We start from the raw sequence: 15,306 nt of genomic DNA, 5'->3' as shown, positions 1-15,306 counted from the left end.
TCAGTGGCCGGAGTTCTTCAGCTTGCTGCCGCCGACGCCGTAGCCGGCCTTGCGCATGGCCCAGCCGGCGAGCAGGCCGATCACCATGATTGCCGCACCCGCGACGAAGATCGGGGTGTTGGCGATGACGAAGGCGATGGACGCAATGAGGGCGCCGACCAGCATCACGATCACGCAAGTCCATGCGGCCGGGCTGTTGCCGTGACCCGGCGCTTCGCTGTGATCGACGTCGTCGTAGACGCCCTTCGGCGCAGCGGACGTGGATGCGGAAACAGTGGCTTTGCTCATTGAAATCTCCTCAGGATGAATACTGCTTACATTCTGCCATTTTTTGGCGAGCGTTTTTGGCCGCGTTGCCGGCCGCTGCTGGCAGCGCTGCTGGTCGCGGCATCAGCTCAGGTGGGGTCGTCACCGCGGGACAACCGGTCCCAGCTGTCAATCTCGTCCGCGGGGGCGGCCGAGGCAGTGCCCCCAACTGCTGTCCCGCCGGCGGCTGCCGCGTCATATTTGGTGCGGCTCTTCCAGTAACGACCGGCCGGCACGATCGCCAGGGCGCTAATTCCCAGCAGGACGCCGGCCACGACGGCGAGAACGGGGAACACGGTCACGTCCACCTGCACGCTGCTGCCGCTGATCCCGGTGGCGGCCGCGATCGATCCCTGCGCGGCCGCCAGCGGGTCCGCCAGCACGACGGCTGCCGCGGCAACGATCCCCGCGGCCGCGAGGAGGATGATCGCTGTGATGACCCAGCGGGCCACGCGGCCGGCGATGGAGGCCGCGAGTCCGCCGGCGAGGGCGACAAGGGCCAGGGCCGTCACAGTGGTCGCAGCCTTGCTGCCCTGGACCTGCAGCCCGTCCTGGCTGGCCACGGCCGCGCCGAGCTGCGCGGGGTCGAGGTGCACGGTGAGCCAGGTCTGGGTGGTGGTCCCGAACACGGCCAGCGCCAGGGCGGCGATCACCAGGACCAGGGTGGATTTGCGGGCCCAGCCGGGGACGGCGGGCCGAGTGGTGGTCTTCACGGTTCCTTCCGGCTGCCCCATCAGGATTCCGCCCCGGCGTCGGGCGCTGAGCCGGTGACTGCGTCACCGTTGATGTTGTACAGCGAACTGGCCGTGTGCACGGCGCGGAGCGGGGCGGCGGCCTTGTTGACGGTTTCCTGGGCCTCGGTGGGGTTGACCGAATCTGCCACGATCCCGCCGCCGGCCTGGACGTAGGCGCGTCCTTCCCGGAGCAGGGCCGAGCGGATCGCGATCGCCATGTCCATGTCCCCGGCGAAGTCCAGGTACCCCACCACGCCGCCGTAGATGCCGCGCCGGTGCGGTTCAAGTTCGTCCAGGAGGCGCAGCGCCCGCGGCTTCGGGGCACCGGAGAGGGTGCCGGCCGGGAACGTGGCCTTGAGGACGTCGTAGGCCTTCGCGGCCGGAGCCAGCTCGCCCACCACCGTGGACACCAGGTGCATGATGTGGCTGAAGCGTTCCACTTCCATGAACTGGGTGACGTCGACGGATCCTGCGACGCAGACCTTGGAGAGGTCGTTGCGGGACAGGTCCACCAGCATCAGATGCTCGGCGCGTTCTTTCTCGTCCGCCAGCAGTTCCTCGGCCAGGGCCTTGTCCGCCTCCACCGTCTTTCCGCGCGGCCGTGAGCCGGCGATGGGGTGGGTGATGACCTCGTCCCCGGTCACGGTGACGAGGGCCTCGGGCGAGGAGCCGACAATTGTGTATTCGCGGCCCGCGGCGTCCTCGAAGCTGAAGAGGTACATGTAGGGGCTGGGGTTGGTGTTCCGCAGGACCCGGTAGACGTCGAGGGGGTCGGCGCCGCACTCCATTTCGAAGCGCCGGGAGATCACCACCTGGAAGACCTCGCCGTCCACGATCGCCTCCTTGCCGCGGTCCAGGGCGGCCAGGTATTCGGATTCGTCCCAGCGTTCCTGCACGCTCGACGCGAAATCCAGGGCGGCCGTTTCGAGCACGGAGACGGGCTGCTCCACGGGGCGGCTGATCTTTTCCAGCAGGGCTTTGACGCGGGCCACGGCGTCGTGCCACGCGTCGTCGACGCGTTCGGTGCTGTTGTCGAAGTTGATGGCGTTGGCGATCAGCAGGACGGTGCCGTCCATGTTGTCGTGGACCGCCATGTCCGTGACGAGGTTGAGGGCCATTTCCGGCAGCTGGAGGTCGTCCTCCGGCGGGCTGGTCAGCTTCTCCCAGTGCCGGACGGTTTCCCAGCCGAGGAAGCCGACCAGGCCGGACGTGAACGGCGGAAGGCCGTCGAAGCGTTCGGTGCGGAGCGCCGCGACGGTGTCGCGGATGGCGTCGACCGGGTTGCCGTCCAGCGGGACACCGACCGGGGGCTCGCCCAGCCAGTGCGCGCTGCCGTCCTTGGTGGTCAGGGTGGCCCGGGAGCGGGAGCCGATGAAGGAATAGCGGGACCAAGCGCCGCCGACCGCCGCCGATTCCATCAGGAATGTGCCGGGCTGGCCCTGGGCGAGCTTGCGGTAGAGCCCGATCGGGGTTTCGGCGTCAGCCAGCACCTTGAGCCGGACGGGGATGACGCGGCTGTGGCCGGCGAGTTCACGGAACTCTTCGAGGCCGGGGCTGATGATTCCAAGGTCCTGCATGGCTGTGCTTTCCGCCTGTTCTTTAGGTGGACCGGCCGCCGGATCCGGTCAGGGATCTGTGTGGTCCGGTTCGTGAAGCTGTGTGTCCTGTTGCGGGTCTCCTACTGCGGGGGCGCTTAGCCTCCGTGGCCGACGACGGCGTCGAGTTCGCGGCCGTCGAAGCAGGTGCGGGTTCCGGTGTGGCAGGCTGCGCCGACCTGGTCGACCCGGACCAGCAGGGCATCGCCATCGCAGTCCATGGCGAGCGACTTGACCCATTGCACATGCCCGGAGGTGTCGCCCTTGCGCCAGTACTCCTGGCGGGACCGCGAAAAGAACGTCACGCGTCCGCTCGTCATGGTGCGGTGCAGCGCCTCGTCGTCCATCCAGCCCAGCATCAGTACCTCGTGGGTATCGAACTGCTGGACGATAGCGGCCACCAGCCCTGCGCTGTCCCGTTTGAGGGCGTCCGCCAGTCCGGCCGGCAGGGGGCTGCCGTTGACGGGGCTGCCGTCGACGGAGCTGGTGACGGGGCCGGCGCTGTCATCGACGGGGCTGGGGGCGGGGGCGGGCTGCTCAGACATCAGATCAAGTCTAGTGCCTCCGGGCAGGCCGCCGGCCTGCGGGCCGTCCCGTTGCTTAACACTGTGGTCCAATCAGGGCGCCCGCCGTGGTCCCCCGCCGGATCATGCCGCCAGGCACGGTTACGGCGGCGATTCCTGTGCCCAAGCACGGCCCTCTCGTGCTAGTTTCACAAGTGATGCATTTCGTCGAACCGTCCCGAGAAGTCCTGGCCGAAACCCTGCTTGCGGCCGGCCCTGATGCCGCCACGCTCTGCGCAGGTTGGCTCACGCGCGATCTTGCCGCGCACCTGTACTTGCGCGAGCGGAAAATCGCCGTCGGACTCGGCCTGCTGATCAAACGCCTCTCCAAGGCCTCAGACCATGCGACAGCCGAACTGGCGAGCACGCTGAAGACCGCCGATGACTACGCCAAGCTGATCAACGACTTCCGCTCCGGGCCCCCGGCGCTGTCCCCGCTCCGGATCAAGGCCCTGGACGAGAGCTCCAACCTGATCGAGTACTTTGTGCACACCGAGGACGTCCGCCGCGCCGTGGACCGCTGGGCCCCGCGGGCCCTGGACGAGGCCTACTCGGACGCTCTGTGGGACGAGCTCGTCAAGCGGGCCGCAATCCTGTACCGCGGCGTGGATCTGGGCATTGTGCTGGTGAGCCCCTCCGGTCCGCGGCATGTGGCCAAACGCGCCCCCGTCTCGGTGGCCATCGTCGGCGAGCCGGGCGAGCTGCTCATGCACGCCCACGGCCGCACCCGCCACGCCCTGGTGACGTTCGAAGGCCAGCCGGACGCCGTCGCGCTCCTGCAGTCCGCCGAAGTCGGCCTCTAATCCCCACCCGCAAAACCTGCGCAGAACCAAACAACGCGGGGTCTCCGACTGCCCGTATCCCTTCCGGGATGGGCGGTCAGGGACCCCGCGTTAGTTTATACGGGCGGGGATCAGCGGACTTCGAAGCCTGCCTCGCGGATCGCTGCCTTGACCTGCGCGATCATGTCCAGCGGGCCGAAGTGGAAGACCGAGGCCGCCAGGACGGCGTCAGCCCCCGCTGCCACGGCCGGCGGGAAGTGCTCCGGCTTGCCGGCGCCGCCGGAGGCGATGAGCGGGACCTTGACCCCGGCCCGCGCCAGACGGATCAGTTCCAGGTCGAAGCCATCCTTGGTGCCGTCGGCGTCGATCGAGTTAAGCAGGATTTCACCTACGCCGCGGTCGGCCGCTTCCCGTGCCCACGCGATGGCATCGATCCCGGTCCCCTGCCGTCCGCCGTGCGTGGTGACCTCGAAGCCTGAGGACGTGGGCTGCGAGCCCGGACGGGTGCGCCTGGCGTCGAGGGAGAGCACCAGGACCTGGGAACCAAAGTGCCGGGTGATCTCGTCGATCACGTCTGGCCGGGCCACGGCCGCGGTGTTGATGGCGGCCTTGTCCGCGCCGCAGCGCAGGAGTTTGTCCACCTCAGCCACACCCCGGACGCCGCCGCCCACCGTGAGCGGGATGAAGACTTCCTCGGCGGTGCGGCGGACGACGTCGAACGTGGTCTCCCGGTTGCCGGAGGACGCCGTGACGTCAAGGAAGGTCAGCTCGTCGGCGCCGCTGTTGTCGTAGCGGTGCGCCAGTTCCACGGGATCCCCGGCGTCACGGAGGCCCTCAAAGTTGATGCCCTTGACCACGCGGCCGGCATCGACGTCGAGGCACGGGATGACGCGCACGGCAACTGTCATGACTTCTCCTGATGTTTGCTGGAGGGTAATTGCGGCAGGGGTGATTGCTGGAGGTGTCCGCTGGCCGGGCCCGGCGGGTGGGGCGCCTAGATGCGGCAGGCGTGGATGCTGCTGACCAGGATGGCGCGGGCGCCGAGGTCGTAGAGCTCGTCCATGATCCGGTTGGTTTCCCGCTTGGGCACCATCGAGCGGACGGCCACCCAGTCCGAATCGCGCAGCGGCGAGACGGTGGGCGATTCCAGGCCCGGGGTGAGTGCGGCGGCCTGCTCCACGAGTTCCTTGCGGATGTCGTAGTCCATCATCACGTACTGCCGGGCCACCAGGACGCCCTGGAGCCGTCGGATCAGCACCTCAGTGGCCGGGTTCTGCTCGCCCTTGCGGCCGATCAGCACCGACTCGGAGTTGAGGATCGGCTCGCCGAAGATCTCCATGCCGGCGGCCTTGAGCGTGGTGCCGGTCTCGACGACGTCGGCGATCGCGTCCGCGACGCCGAGGCGGACGGAGGATTCCACGGCGCCGTCGAGGCGGACCACCTTGGCGTTGATGCCGCGCTCGGCCAGGTAGCCGCGCAGCAGTCCGTCGTAGCTCGTGGCCAGGCGCTTGCCCTCAAGCTGGGCGACGTTGGTGAAGTCGCCGATCGGGCCGGCGAAGCGGAAGGTGGACGCGGCAAAGCCCAGCGGCAGCAGTTCCTCAGCCTCGACCTCTGCGTCGAGCAGCAGGTCGCGGCCGGTGATGCCTACGTCGAGCGTTCCCTGGCCCACATACACGGCAATGTCGCGGGGGCGGAGGAAGAAGAACTCAATGTCGTTGTCCGGGTCCACCATGACCAGCTCGCGGGTATCGCGGCGCTGGCGGTAACCGGCCTCGGCCAGCATGGCCGCGGCAGCTTCGGACAGGGATCCCTTGTTCGGGACGGCAACTCTCAGCATGGGAAAAGTCTCTCTTGGGTTCGGAAGGATCTGTGGGGGCACATCGGCCACGCGGTGCACGGGATCCGCCAGCGAAGTCATGGCGGTTTCCGGTGCGGGCGCGGCTAAAGATGCTTGTAGACGTCTTCCAGGGTGAGTCCTTTGGCGAGCATCAGAACCTGCAGGTGGTACAGCAGCTGCGAAATTTCCTCGGCCGCGGCTTCATCGGATTCATACTCGGCAGCCATCCAAACCTCGGCTGCTTCTTCCACGACCTTCTTGCCAATGCCATGGACTCCGGAATCCAGTTCGGCGACGGTGCGGGAGCCCTCCGGACGGACGGCGGCCTTTTCACTCAGTTCTGCGAACAGCGACTCGAAATTCTTCACGCCCCCAAGCCTACTTGCTCCCGGCGCGGGAACCCTCGCCGGGCGGTTGCATGACGGAGGGGATGTGAGGCGACACACATAACACAGCCACCACGGCAGGCGCGGGTGCCCAAGGTGGCGCCCGCGCCGGCCGTGGCGGCAACTGCAGTTGCAGCCCGGGGGCTGAGCCTGAGGGCTAGCCGAACTGCTTGAGGGTCACGGCGGTGGCCAGGGCAGCGGTAACCGCCTCGTGCCCCTTGTCCTCGGTGGATCCCGGCAGGCCGGCCCGGTCGATCCCCTGCTGCTCGGTGTCGCACGTCAGCACGCCGAAGCCCACGGGAACGCCGGTGCGGACGCTGACCTCGGTCAGGCCCAGGGTGGCTGCCTCGCAGACATATTCGAAGTGCGGCGTGCCGCCCCGGATGACGACGCCGAGCGCCACGACGGCGTCGAAATGCGGTGCCAGCCGGGCCGCAGCGACGGGGAGCTCAAACGTGCCGGGCACGCGCAGGACCGTCGGCTCATTGATCCCGGCGTCCTTGGCGGCGCGCAGGGCGCCGTCGAGCAGTCCGTCCATGATCTGGGTGTGCCAGCTCGCGGCCACAATGGCCAGCTTGAGCCGTGAGGTTTCCTCCGGCTTGAAAGTGCTGAGGTCGATCTGCGGGGCGCCGTGGCCGCTCATAGGGTATTCCTTGCTGTTTGAGTCTGGTGGTTGGGCCGCTGGCCGGCCAGCCGCTGCCGGCCGGTCCTTGGCAGGACGGCCGGACAGGCTGGCAGGGAACGCGGGGCGAAGCGGGTAAGGGCGGCCTGCACGGCCGCCCGGTCAATCCTGGTCTGGCTCGAATCCGGGCAGGCTGGCGGCCGGCGCGGGTTCACCGTCCAGGACCAGAAGATGGTCCATCCGGTCCTTCTTGGTCTGCAGATAGCGGATGTTCTGCTCCCGGGAGGGAACCTCGGTGGGGACCATCTCCACCACCTTGACGCCTGCCTGGGCGAGCCGGTCCTGCTTGTCCGGGTTGTTGCTCAGGAGCCGGATCTCGTGGAGTCCCATCTCCGCGAGGATTTGGGCGGCGGCCTTGTAGCAGCGCGCATCGACCGGCAGTCCGAGCTGCTCATTGGCCTCCACGGTGTCAAACCCGGCCTCCTGCAGGGCGTAGGCCTTCATCTTGTTCGCCAGGCCGATCCCCCGGCCCTCTTGGCCGCGCAGATAGAGCAGCGTGCCGCCGAGTTCGTTGATCAGCTCAAGGGCATAGGCCAGTTGTTCGCCGCAGTCGCAGCGATAGGAGCCGAACACATCGCCGGTGAGGCACTCCGAATGGAGGCGGACCAGCGGGGGCCGGCCATCAGCCGGGGCCAGGGGTGAACTGACAGCCAGGTGTTCCGCACCGGTGGCCAGGTCGGTCCAGGCCTGCGCCACAAAATCGCCAAAGGCGGTAGGCAGCTGGACGATGGGTCCTGCGCTGACCGGATGCGGCTGGCGCGGCATGGCCTTCTCTTCTCGGGTCTCCGAAGTCGTCACTATTTCTCCTCCATCAGACGGGGTCCGTTACGTGGCGGCCGTGCTGTTCCGATTCAAGGTACGCCACCAGATCCGCAATCGAAACCAGGGGGCAGCCATGTTCAAGGGCGAAGCCGCGCAATCCGTCCAGCCGCATCATTTCTCCGTTGTCGTACACAAGCTCTGCTATCACTCCCACGGGCTCCAGTCCGGCCAGCCGGCACAGGTCCACGGCCGCCTCGGTGTGGCCGGGACGTTCCCGCACTCCCCCCTTAACGGCGCGGAGCGGAAAAACATGCCCGGGACGGGTCAAGGAATTTGGCTGACTTTGCGGGTCGGCCAGGATCCGGGCCGTCAGGGCGCGGTCCGTGGCGGAAATTCCGGTGCTGACACCTACCGCGGCATCGCAGGACACGGTGTAGGCGGTGCCCTTGGCGTCTTCGTTAATGGCCACCATCGGCGGCAGGGCAAGGGCATCGGCCCGCTCGGCGTCGAGCGGTACGCAGATCACTCCGGAGCTGTAGCGGACAGTCCAGCCCATCAGCGCCGGGGTCGCGTGCTCGGCGGCGAAAATGATGTCGCCTTCGTTCTCGCGGTCCTCGTTGTCCACCACCAGGACGGGGCGCCCGGCCGCCATGGCGCTGATGGCATCCTCGATCGGATCGAGGCCCACCCGGCCGGCGCCGGCGGCGCGGAACGCCTCTGCCGCGCCGGGCTGGTCTTTGACGTGGTCTGTGACCCGGCTCATTTCGCGGCCTCTTCCGTGGGTGCGGATTCTCCGGCGGCAACTTCGGGCGCCCTGTGCGCTGCGGGCGACGTTCCGTTGGCAAAAGACAGCAGGCGCTCGGTGTACTTTGCCAGGACGTCGACCTCTAGGTTGACGTGGCCGCCGAGGGGCTTCTGGCCCAGGCCGGTCTCGGCCAGGGTGGTGGGGATCAGCCCCACTTCAAACCAGGGGGCCGGTTCGTTGGCCGGGCTGACGGCCGCAACGGTGAGGGAGACGCCGTCGACGGCGATGGATCCCTTCTCGGCGATATACCGGGCCAGTCCGGCCGGCACTGCGAACCGGAGCCGGTCCCAGTTGCCAAGCCCTTCGCGCTCCAGGAGCTGGCCGACGCCGTCGACGTGTCCCTGCACGACATGACCGTCCAGCCGGCCCCCGGCGGGCACGCAGCGTTCCAGATTGACCGGATCGCCCGCGGCGAGTTCTCCAATGGTGCTGCGGTCAAGGGTCTCACCCATGACGTCGACGCTGAAGTCCCTGCCATCGATCTGCGTCGCGGTGAGGCAGACGCCGTTGACTGCGATGGAGCCGCCTAGGGCGAGGCCGTCCGTGGTGCCCGGCGCGTGGAGCCGAACGGTGGCGCTGCTGTCCCCGTTGCGCTCAACGGAGAGCACTTTCCCCTGCTCGGCGATAATTCCGGTAAACATCAATTGCCTCCTGCGGCGGTGTCCGCGCCGGTGCGGTGCGGGGTTGTATCGGATGAAGTAGACGTGGCGGCCGGGGCAGCCGGAGTGGCCTGCCCGGCCGAAGTGACCGGGGTCGCCGGGCGGAGATGGAGCCGGAGGTCGCGGCCGAGGACCTGGACGGCGCCCCCGGATGCCGGGTCCCATTCCCACTGCTGGGCATCGGCCAGCGTGGTGATGCCCAGGCCCTCCAGGGCGGCCGTGCCGGAGCCGAGCAGTGTCGGCGCCAGGTAGACGATCAGTTCGTCCACCAGGCCGGCCGCGAGGAACGCGCTCAGGATCCGGGAGCCGCCTTCCACCATGAGGTGCCGGACGCCGCTTGCGAACAGCTGGTCCAGGGCCACGCGGGGATCGCGCGTGGCCAGATGCATGACGTTGCCGTCCGCTCCGTGGATGGCGGCGTCGTCGGGAATCCCCCGGTACCCCATGACCGCGCGCAGGGGCTGCTTGCCGTCTGCTTCGCCGTCGGCGTTCCGGGCGGTGAGCCGGGGGTTGTCGATCAGCACCGTCTGGGTGCCCACCAGGATGGCGTCAATCCGGCCCCGCAGCGCGTGGTTGTCGGCGAGGGATTCCGGGCTGGAAATCCACTGGCTGGTGCCGTCGCTGGCAGCGATGCGGCTGTCGAGGGTCTGCGCGATATGCAGGGTGACGAAGGGCCGTTTGGCGGCGACGGCGTCGAACCAGCGCCGGTTCAGGTCCAGCGCGGCGTCGGCCGCCAGCCCGGAACGGACCCGGACGCCCGCGGCGCGGAGCGTCCCGGCCCCGCCGGCGGCCGGATCATGGGGATCGTCGACGGCGTAGATGACGTCGATGATCCCGGCGTCGATGATCGCCTGCGCGCAGGGGCCGGTGCGCCCGCAGTGGTTGCAGGGCTCCAGGGTCACCACGATCGCGGCGCCGCGAAGATCCAGGCCCGCCGCCTTCGCCTGGGCGATGGCGTCCGCTTCGGCGTGGGCCGTCCCGGCCCCGCGGTGGTATCCGGTGGCGAGGAGCGTGCCGTCGGTCCCAACGACGACGGCGCCCACGAGCGGGTTGGCGCCCCGCGGGCCTTGCGCCGCGGCGGCGAGGGCAGCCTGCATTGCGGCATTCTCGGCAGCGCTGAATTCGGCAGCACTGAATGGGGCGGCGCTGGATGGGGACGGATTGGGCGGGGCAGCGCTGAATCCGGTGCCCAAGCCTGCGCTGTCGGGGGCGCTCACTTGACCACCAGCGGGTCGGGGAAGGCGGTTTCGACCGTGACCGGCCGGTCCGCCTGCTTCGAGGCGCGCCACCAGACGAAGAATCCGGTGAGCGTGAAGAAACCGTAGAAGAGGTACATGACGGCGCTGGCGTAATAGCCCGCGCTGAACAGCAGCGGCACACCGACGATGTCCACGGCCACCCAGATGAGCCAGAACTCCGTCCAGCCGCGGGCCATGCCGTACGTCGCCAGCAGCGAGCCCATGAAAGTCCAGGCATCGGCCCAGACCGGCGGGTAGGAGCCCAGCGAGTCGAAGAGCGGCGTCAGCGCGGCGGTCCCGGCCACGAGGCTGAGACCCAGGATGACCCGGGTCTTGTTGCTGGCCCAGCGCGGCGCGACGGCTGCCCCGCCGTCGGCGGACTGCCTGCCCTGCTGCCAGCGGTACCAGCCGTAGAGGGCGACGCCGATGAACATCACCTGGCGCCCCGCCTGGCCCCATAGCGTGGCGGGCGTGGCGGAGCCGAAGACGTTGCCCAGGAAGACCGTCAGGAGCAGCAGGTTGCCGGCGATGCCGACGGGCCATGCCCAGACCCGGCGGCGCATGCCGCCGAAGGCGCTGGCGAGGCCAAAGATGTTGCCCAGCACTTCACGAAGAATCAGGACAGATCCGCCTACTGGGATCTGCGCTTCGAAGAGCCATCGCAAGAGGTCCATGCGTGTGTCGTTCCTTCCCTCAAGAACCGCGATGGCTCCGGGGGTATACGACAGCACAATTATGCGGCGCCGTCTGGGCGCCGCAGTAACAGCTGTACGTGCTTCTCTCATCCAGACTTTAACTGTCGGTACCGGAATTTCACCGATTCAACCGTTTGCCGGCATCCTTCCCGAAGGAAGGCGCTGGCGCGCGGGTCGCGGACTGTAACCGCCGGTTCGGACTTACACCGACCCCGGAGCACGTATGTGTGTTGCTATTCTGACACAACTGCCGGCCTGCTCGGGCTATTCCCGGCCGCGCAGGTTACGGTCTGAGTCATCTTGGCGGCAGTTCCCTGCCGGGACCGTCGTGGTCTCAGCGCTTGCCGGCCGTCCGGAGCCTTTCGATGGCTTCCGCCGGATCCGCGGCGCCGTAGACGGCGGAGCCCGCCACAAAGACGTTCGCTCCCGCCTCCGCGGCCCGCACGATCGTCTCCTCCGTGATGCCTCCGTCGACTTGCAGCGCCACGTTGACGCCGGAGCCGTCAATTGCGGCCCGGGCCCGCCGGATCTTGGGCAGCGTCAGGTCCAAAAAGGACTGCCCGCCGAAGCCTGGCTCCACCGTCATGATCAGCAGCAGGTCCAGTTCCTGGAGCATGTCCAGGTACGGCTCCACGGGGGTGCCCGGGCGCAGCGCCAGGCCGGCTTTGGCGCCGCGGGCGCGCAGTTCCCGCGCAAGTTTGATCGGCGCGATCGAGGCTTCGGCGTGGAACGTCACCGAGGCCACTCCGGCGTCGGCGAATCCCGGTGCCCAGCGGTCAGCGTCGGCGATCATGAGGTGGGCGTCCAGCGGCACAGGGCTGACGGCCTGGATGCGCTGCACCACGGGCAGCCCGATGGTCAGGTTGGGCACGAAGTGGTTGTCCATGACATCCACATGCACCGCATCGGCATTGCTGATGCGGCGCAGTTCGGCCTCAAGATTGACGAAGTCAGCCGAAAGGATGCTCGGGTTGATGCAGCACTGGGCCATGGATTTCCTTCTCGTTCGTACTTAGCTGTTCGCTTTGCTGATTCGTTCTTAGCTGACAGTGCCCCAGTAAGTGAAACTCAGGCCTTCTTATGAATCAGCGCCAGGAACATGGCGTCCGTCTGGTGCACGTGCGGCCAGAGCTGGGCGGTGAGCTCGTGCCCGGCCTCGAGGTGGCCGGTGAGGCTGACGCTGTCCAGCACGGCGCCGGCGTCGAGGAGCTCGAGGTCCTGGCGCTTGCGCAGCACATCACTGACGACGGCGGTGGTCTCTGCCGGGTGCGGCGAGCAGGTCACGTAGGCCACCACGCCGCCAGGCTTGACGGCATCGAGCGCTGAGTTGAGCAGCTGGCGCTGCAGCGGGCCAAGATCCACGAGGTCCTTGGGCGTGCGGCGCCAGCGCGACTCCGGGCGCCGGCGCAGGGCGCCCAGACCGGTGCACGGGACATCGACGAGGACACGGTCGAAGGATTCCGGCTGCTCGGCGCCGATGTCGCGGCCGTCGCCGGTCCTGACCTCCCAGGCTTCCCGCGGGACCGCGGACAGGGCTTGGCGGACGAGTTTGGCCCGGTGAGGTGCGGATTCGTTGGCCAGCAGGTGGGCGCCCTGCTGCCGGGCGAGGGCAGCGAGCAAGGCGGCCTTGCCGCCGGGGCCGGCACAGAGGTCCAGCCAGCGCTCCCCCGCGCTCTCGCTGTCCGTCCCGGCTTCCCCGTCAGGGTCCGCGCTGGGGTTGGTGCCGAGATCGGCCGCGGCCATGGCCCGGGCCACGAGCTGCGAGCCGACGTCCTGGACTCGGGTGCTGCCGTCCCGGACCGAGGCGAGCCGGCCGAGGTCCCCGCCGCTGGAAAGCGCGGATCCCTCCACGAGTTCACCCGGGGTGGCCCCAATTTCCAGGGCCTCGTCCAGGCTGCCGATGCCGGGCAGCGCCACGAGGTTCACCACGGGCGCGGCGTTGTCCGCTTCGAGGAGCCCGTCAATCTCAGCGGCCGGGCGACCGTGGGCCACCAGCGACTGGCGGAGCGCACGGACGATCCACTCGGGGTGGGCATAGCGGATGGACGCGATGGTGGTCGCGTCGGTCTCGGTGCTGAGTAGCAGCTCGAGCCACTCGTCGAGGGTGCGGGCGGAGACTTTGCGCAGCACGGCATTGATCAGGGCCGAGGGACCGGCCCCGATCACGGCGCGGGCCAGTCCCACAGTCTGGTCCAGGGCGGCGTGGGCGGGCACGCGCATGGCGAGCAGCTGGTGCGCGCCGATCCGCAGGGCGTCCAGGATCGCGGGATCCAGCTGGTCCAGCGGCCGGTCGACGCAGCGGGCCAGGATGGCGTCGTACGTGCCCTGGCCGCGGAGGGCGCCGTAGCTGAGCTCGGTGGCGAAGCCGGCGTCGCGCTTGTCCAGGCCGTGGTGCCGGATCCGGGCAGGCAGCACCAGGTTCGCGTAGGCGTCCTCGGCCTCCACGGCGCGGAGCACCTCAAAGGCGACCAGCCGGGCAGGATCGGCGCGGCGGGTCCGCTGGGACGGGGCGCTTTCGGTGAAGCCGCGCTGCGGGCCGCGGTTGCGTTCCCTGCCCTGCGCGTTCCGGATGCTGCCGTCACGTCCCCGGCCGCCCTGGCCACCGCCCTGCCCGGCGCCGCGCTGAGCGCCACTGCCTCGGCTGCTGCCGCTGGTCCCGGACTCGCTCATTCGAATACCACGCTTTCAAGTGTTGCCTGCCCACGCGCCCAGTCAGCGGCGGCCATCATTTTCTTGCCCGCGGGTTGAACCCGCGTCAATTCCACCGGGTGCGAACCCGTCCCTACGAGGACGCGTTTGCCGTCCATGGCCAGCTGTCCGGGCCGAAGCGCGGCGGACTCCGGGGCCGGCTGCACCGGCTCCAGCTTGATCCGCTGGCCATCGAGCAGGGTCCAGGCGCCGGGCTCGGGCGTGACTCCGCGGGCCCGCCGGCCGATCGCCAGTGCCGGCTGCTGCCAGTCGATCCGGCCGTCCTCGAGGCTGAGCTTGGGGGCCAGACTGACCTCGCCCTGTTGCGGCAGGGCGACGGCGTTGCCGGCGTCGATGGCGGACAGGGTCTGGGCCAGCAGGACGGCACCGCTGTGGGAAAGCCGTTGGAGCAGGGCCCCGGCGGTATCGCCGAGGTGCACGGTCTCGGTAAGGGTGCCGAAGACCGGACCGGTATCCAGGCCCTCCTCGAGACGGAAGGTGACGGCGCCGGTGACGTCGTCGCCGGCGATGACCGCACGCTGCACGGGGGCGGCGCCGCGCCAGGCCGGCAGCAGGGAGAAGTGCAGGTTCACCCAGCCGTGGCGGGGAACAGCGAGGGCAGCGCGGGGAATCAGGCCGCCGTAGGCAACGATCGCCGCGACGTCGGGTGCGGCGGCGGCAATGCGGTCGGTGACCCCGGCATCGACTTTGGCCGCGTGGATGATCTCAATGCCGAGCTCGGCCGCCCGGGCAGCCACGGGCGACGGCGTCAGGACCCGCTTGCGTCCCAGCGGCGCGTCCGGGCGGGTGAGGACCGCGACGACGTCGAACCCGGCCTCGATCAGGGCGTCCAGGGACGGCACGGCGACGGCCGGGGTCCCCGCGAAAAGGACCCTCACGGGTTGATTCCGAAGCTGGAACCGCCAAAGCTCGTCCCGACGCTTTTCGCACGCTTGCTTGTGGTCTGTTCCGTAATGGCGTCGTAGTTGGCATTCCGGATGGCTCGCAGCGCGGCCTTGCGGTCATCGCCTTCGAGCCGGTCGGTGTACAGGATGCCATCGAGGTGGTCGGTCTCGTGCTGGAAGCAGCGGGCCAGCATCGCCTCGCCCTCAACGGCGACGGGGTTGCCGTGGAGGTCCACGCCGGTCACCCGGGTATGGCGGTAGCGGCGGACCGGGAAGCCGAGGCCCGGGATGGACAGGCATCCCTCGACCTGGTCCGGCTGGAAGTCCTCGCTGTTTTCCAGCACGGGGTTGATGATGTGACCTTCGACGCCGCCGATCCGGTAGGTGAAGACGCGCAGGCTGACTCCCACCTGGGGTGCGGCGAGGCCTGCTCCCTCCACGTCCTCCATGGTTTCAGTCATATCGGCGACGAGCTTTGCCAGTTCAGGCCCGAATTCCGTCACGGGATCGGCGACTGTGCGCAGCACAGGATCCCCGATGATGCGGATATTCAAAATGGCCATGTGCAGTCTGTCCTCACGGTGAGCGGCTAGGGATCCAGTCCAGTTTAGTTGCAGCTGCCGGGCTCCCGCTCTGCGAGGCCTGTTCAGTGCTGCCGGGTTCAGCGTG

18 protein-coding genes and 1 riboswitch are annotated in these 15,306 nt (G+C 68.8%); of the genes, 1 reads left to right on the top strand and 17 read right to left on the bottom strand.

What is annotated here, in order from left to right:
* The 4 genes from ACFRJ8_RS14575 to hisI form a co-directional block, all read right to left on the bottom strand.
* Positions 1–288: an HGxxPAAW family protein gene (locus ACFRJ8_RS14575; protein WP_229995248.1), complete on the bottom strand. Its 288-nt coding sequence runs from the start codon at positions 286–288 to the stop codon at positions 1–3.
* Positions 289–395: 107 nt separating this feature from the next.
* Complete coding sequence (locus ACFRJ8_RS14570) at positions 396–1,040, bottom strand: Trp biosynthesis-associated membrane protein (RefSeq protein ID WP_377986867.1); 645 nt, start codon at positions 1,038–1,040, stop codon at positions 396–398.
* The gene (locus ACFRJ8_RS14565) at positions 1,040–2,617 is read right to left on the bottom strand and encodes an anthranilate synthase component I (RefSeq protein ID WP_377986866.1); all 1,578 of its coding nucleotides are present in this window, start codon (positions 2,615–2,617) and stop codon (positions 1,040–1,042) included. Before ACFRJ8_RS14565 ends, ACFRJ8_RS14570 begins: the two co-directional genes overlap by 1 nt.
* A gap of 116 nt (positions 2,618–2,733) precedes the next feature.
* Positions 2,734–3,180: a phosphoribosyl-AMP cyclohydrolase gene (hisI, locus tag ACFRJ8_RS14560; RefSeq protein ID WP_377986865.1), complete on the bottom strand. Its 447-nt coding sequence runs from the start codon at positions 3,178–3,180 to the stop codon at positions 2,734–2,736.
* 176 nt (positions 3,181–3,356) lie between these two features.
* On the opposite strand from hisI, the gene ACFRJ8_RS14555 reads away from it, so the two are divergent.
* Positions 3,357–4,001 (top strand): TIGR03085 family metal-binding protein, encoded by a 645-nt coding sequence (locus ACFRJ8_RS14555; protein ID WP_377987112.1) that lies wholly within the window; start codon positions 3,357–3,359, stop codon positions 3,999–4,001.
* 110 nt (positions 4,002–4,111) lie between these two features.
* Here the strand turns inward: ACFRJ8_RS14555 and hisF are convergent, their stop codons facing one another.
* From hisF to def, 13 genes are all read right to left on the bottom strand, one after another.
* Positions 4,112–4,888, bottom strand: a complete 777-nt coding sequence (gene hisF, locus ACFRJ8_RS14550) for an imidazole glycerol phosphate synthase subunit HisF (RefSeq protein WP_377986864.1) — start codon at positions 4,886–4,888, stop codon at positions 4,112–4,114.
* Positions 4,889–4,974: 86 nt separating this feature from the next.
* Positions 4,975–5,817 (bottom strand): ATP phosphoribosyltransferase, encoded by an 843-nt coding sequence (gene hisG / locus ACFRJ8_RS14545; RefSeq protein WP_377986863.1) that lies wholly within the window; start codon positions 5,815–5,817, stop codon positions 4,975–4,977.
* 104 nt (positions 5,818–5,921) lie between these two features.
* Entirely contained in the window at positions 5,922–6,185 is a 264-nt protein-coding gene (locus ACFRJ8_RS14540) for a phosphoribosyl-ATP diphosphatase (RefSeq protein WP_018772463.1), read from the bottom strand.
* A gap of 175 nt (positions 6,186–6,360) precedes the next feature.
* The gene (gene ribH, locus ACFRJ8_RS14535) at positions 6,361–6,846 is read right to left on the bottom strand and encodes a 6,7-dimethyl-8-ribityllumazine synthase (protein WP_018772462.1); all 486 of its coding nucleotides are present in this window, start codon (positions 6,844–6,846) and stop codon (positions 6,361–6,363) included.
* Between the two features lie 141 nt (positions 6,847–6,987).
* Positions 6,988–7,650, bottom strand: a complete 663-nt coding sequence (ribA, locus tag ACFRJ8_RS14530) for a GTP cyclohydrolase II (protein ID WP_377987111.1) — start codon at positions 7,648–7,650, stop codon at positions 6,988–6,990.
* Between the two features lie 46 nt (positions 7,651–7,696).
* On the bottom strand, positions 7,697–8,410 hold the full coding sequence (gene ribB / locus ACFRJ8_RS14525) for a 3,4-dihydroxy-2-butanone-4-phosphate synthase (protein ID WP_377986862.1): 714 nt from the start codon (positions 8,408–8,410) through the stop codon (positions 7,697–7,699).
* Positions 8,407–9,093, bottom strand: coding sequence for a riboflavin synthase (locus ACFRJ8_RS14520; RefSeq protein ID WP_377986861.1), 687 nt, complete (start codon positions 9,091–9,093; stop codon positions 8,407–8,409). Before ACFRJ8_RS14520 ends, ribB begins: the two co-directional genes overlap by 4 nt.
* Positions 9,093–10,208: a bifunctional diaminohydroxyphosphoribosylaminopyrimidine deaminase/5-amino-6-(5-phosphoribosylamino)uracil reductase RibD gene (ribD, locus tag ACFRJ8_RS14515; protein WP_377986860.1), complete on the bottom strand. Its 1,116-nt coding sequence runs from the start codon at positions 10,206–10,208 to the stop codon at positions 9,093–9,095. The genes ACFRJ8_RS14520 and ribD overlap by 1 nt, the downstream gene beginning before the upstream one ends.
* Before the next feature lie 116 nt (positions 10,209–10,324).
* Positions 10,325–11,023, bottom strand: coding sequence for a nicotinamide riboside transporter PnuC (gene pnuC / locus ACFRJ8_RS14510; protein ID WP_377986859.1), 699 nt, complete (start codon positions 11,021–11,023; stop codon positions 10,325–10,327).
* A 94-nt stretch (positions 11,024–11,117) separates the two neighbouring features.
* A riboswitch (FMN riboswitch) is annotated at positions 11,118–11,269 on the bottom strand.
* Positions 11,270–11,378: 109 nt separating this feature from the next.
* A complete protein-coding gene (gene rpe / locus ACFRJ8_RS14505; protein ID WP_377986858.1) occupies positions 11,379–12,035 on the bottom strand; it encodes a ribulose-phosphate 3-epimerase in 657 nt (218 codons plus the stop codon).
* 77 nt (positions 12,036–12,112) lie between these two features.
* Positions 12,113–13,714: an RsmB/NOP family class I SAM-dependent RNA methyltransferase gene (locus ACFRJ8_RS14500; RefSeq protein WP_377986857.1), complete on the bottom strand. Its 1,602-nt coding sequence runs from the start codon at positions 13,712–13,714 to the stop codon at positions 12,113–12,115.
* Complete coding sequence (gene fmt, locus ACFRJ8_RS14495) at positions 13,711–14,631, bottom strand: methionyl-tRNA formyltransferase (RefSeq protein WP_377986856.1); 921 nt, start codon at positions 14,629–14,631, stop codon at positions 13,711–13,713. Before fmt ends, ACFRJ8_RS14500 begins: the two co-directional genes overlap by 4 nt.
* Positions 14,628–15,200: a peptide deformylase gene (gene def, locus ACFRJ8_RS14490; RefSeq protein WP_277524475.1), complete on the bottom strand. Its 573-nt coding sequence runs from the start codon at positions 15,198–15,200 to the stop codon at positions 14,628–14,630. The genes fmt and def overlap by 4 nt, the downstream gene beginning before the upstream one ends.
* Positions 15,201–15,306: the final 106 nt, after the last annotated feature.

The organism is Arthrobacter sp. NPDC056886, assembly GCF_042788715.1.
GTDB lineage: Bacteria > Actinomycetota > Actinomycetes > Actinomycetales > Micrococcaceae > Arthrobacter.
The sequence above is the reverse complement of the archived record's forward strand: the minus strand, read 5'-3'. Positions and strand labels throughout refer to the sequence as shown.

Bases quoted from the DNA above. Each gene is read 5' to 3' on its own strand.
- hisF (WP_377986864.1), bottom strand. From the start codon at position 4,888: ATGACAGTTGCCGTGCGCGTCATCCCGTGCCTCGACGTCGATGCCGGC.
- ACFRJ8_RS14500 (WP_377986857.1), bottom strand. From the start codon at position 13,714: ATGAGCGAGTCCGGGACCAGCGGCAGCAGCCGAGGCAGTGGCGCTCAG.
- hisG (WP_377986863.1), bottom strand. From the start codon at position 5,817: ATGCTGAGAGTTGCCGTCCCGAACAAGGGATCCCTGTCCGAAGCTGCC.
- ACFRJ8_RS14570 (WP_377986867.1), bottom strand. From the start codon at position 1,040: ATGGGGCAGCCGGAAGGAACCGTGAAGACCACCACTCGGCCCGCCGTC.
- ACFRJ8_RS14575 (WP_229995248.1), bottom strand. From the start codon at position 288: ATGAGCAAAGCCACTGTTTCCGCATCCACGTCCGCTGCGCCGAAGGGC.
- ACFRJ8_RS14555 (WP_377987112.1), top strand. From the start codon at position 3,357: ATGCATTTCGTCGAACCGTCCCGAGAAGTCCTGGCCGAAACCCTGCTT.
- rpe (WP_377986858.1), bottom strand. From the start codon at position 12,035: ATGGCCCAGTGCTGCATCAACCCGAGCATCCTTTCGGCTGACTTCGTC.
- hisI (WP_377986865.1), bottom strand. From the start codon at position 3,180: ATGTCTGAGCAGCCCGCCCCCGCCCCCAGCCCCGTCGATGACAGCGCC.
- ACFRJ8_RS14520 (WP_377986861.1), bottom strand. From the start codon at position 9,093: ATGTTTACCGGAATTATCGCCGAGCAGGGGAAAGTGCTCTCCGTTGAG.
- ribH (WP_018772462.1), bottom strand. From the start codon at position 6,846: ATGAGCGGCCACGGCGCCCCGCAGATCGACCTCAGCACTTTCAAGCCG.
- ribA (WP_377987111.1), bottom strand. From the start codon at position 7,650: ATGCCGCGCCAGCCGCATCCGGTCAGCGCAGGACCCATCGTCCAGCTG.
- ribB (WP_377986862.1), bottom strand. From the start codon at position 8,410: ATGAGCCGGGTCACAGACCACGTCAAAGACCAGCCCGGCGCGGCAGAG.
- ACFRJ8_RS14565 (WP_377986866.1), bottom strand. From the start codon at position 2,617: ATGCAGGACCTTGGAATCATCAGCCCCGGCCTCGAAGAGTTCCGTGAA.
- ribD (WP_377986860.1), bottom strand. From the start codon at position 10,208: ATGCAGGCTGCCCTCGCCGCCGCGGCGCAAGGCCCGCGGGGCGCCAAC.
- pnuC (WP_377986859.1), bottom strand. From the start codon at position 11,023: ATGGACCTCTTGCGATGGCTCTTCGAAGCGCAGATCCCAGTAGGCGGA.
- def (WP_277524475.1), bottom strand. From the start codon at position 15,200: ATGGCCATTTTGAATATCCGCATCATCGGGGATCCTGTGCTGCGCACA.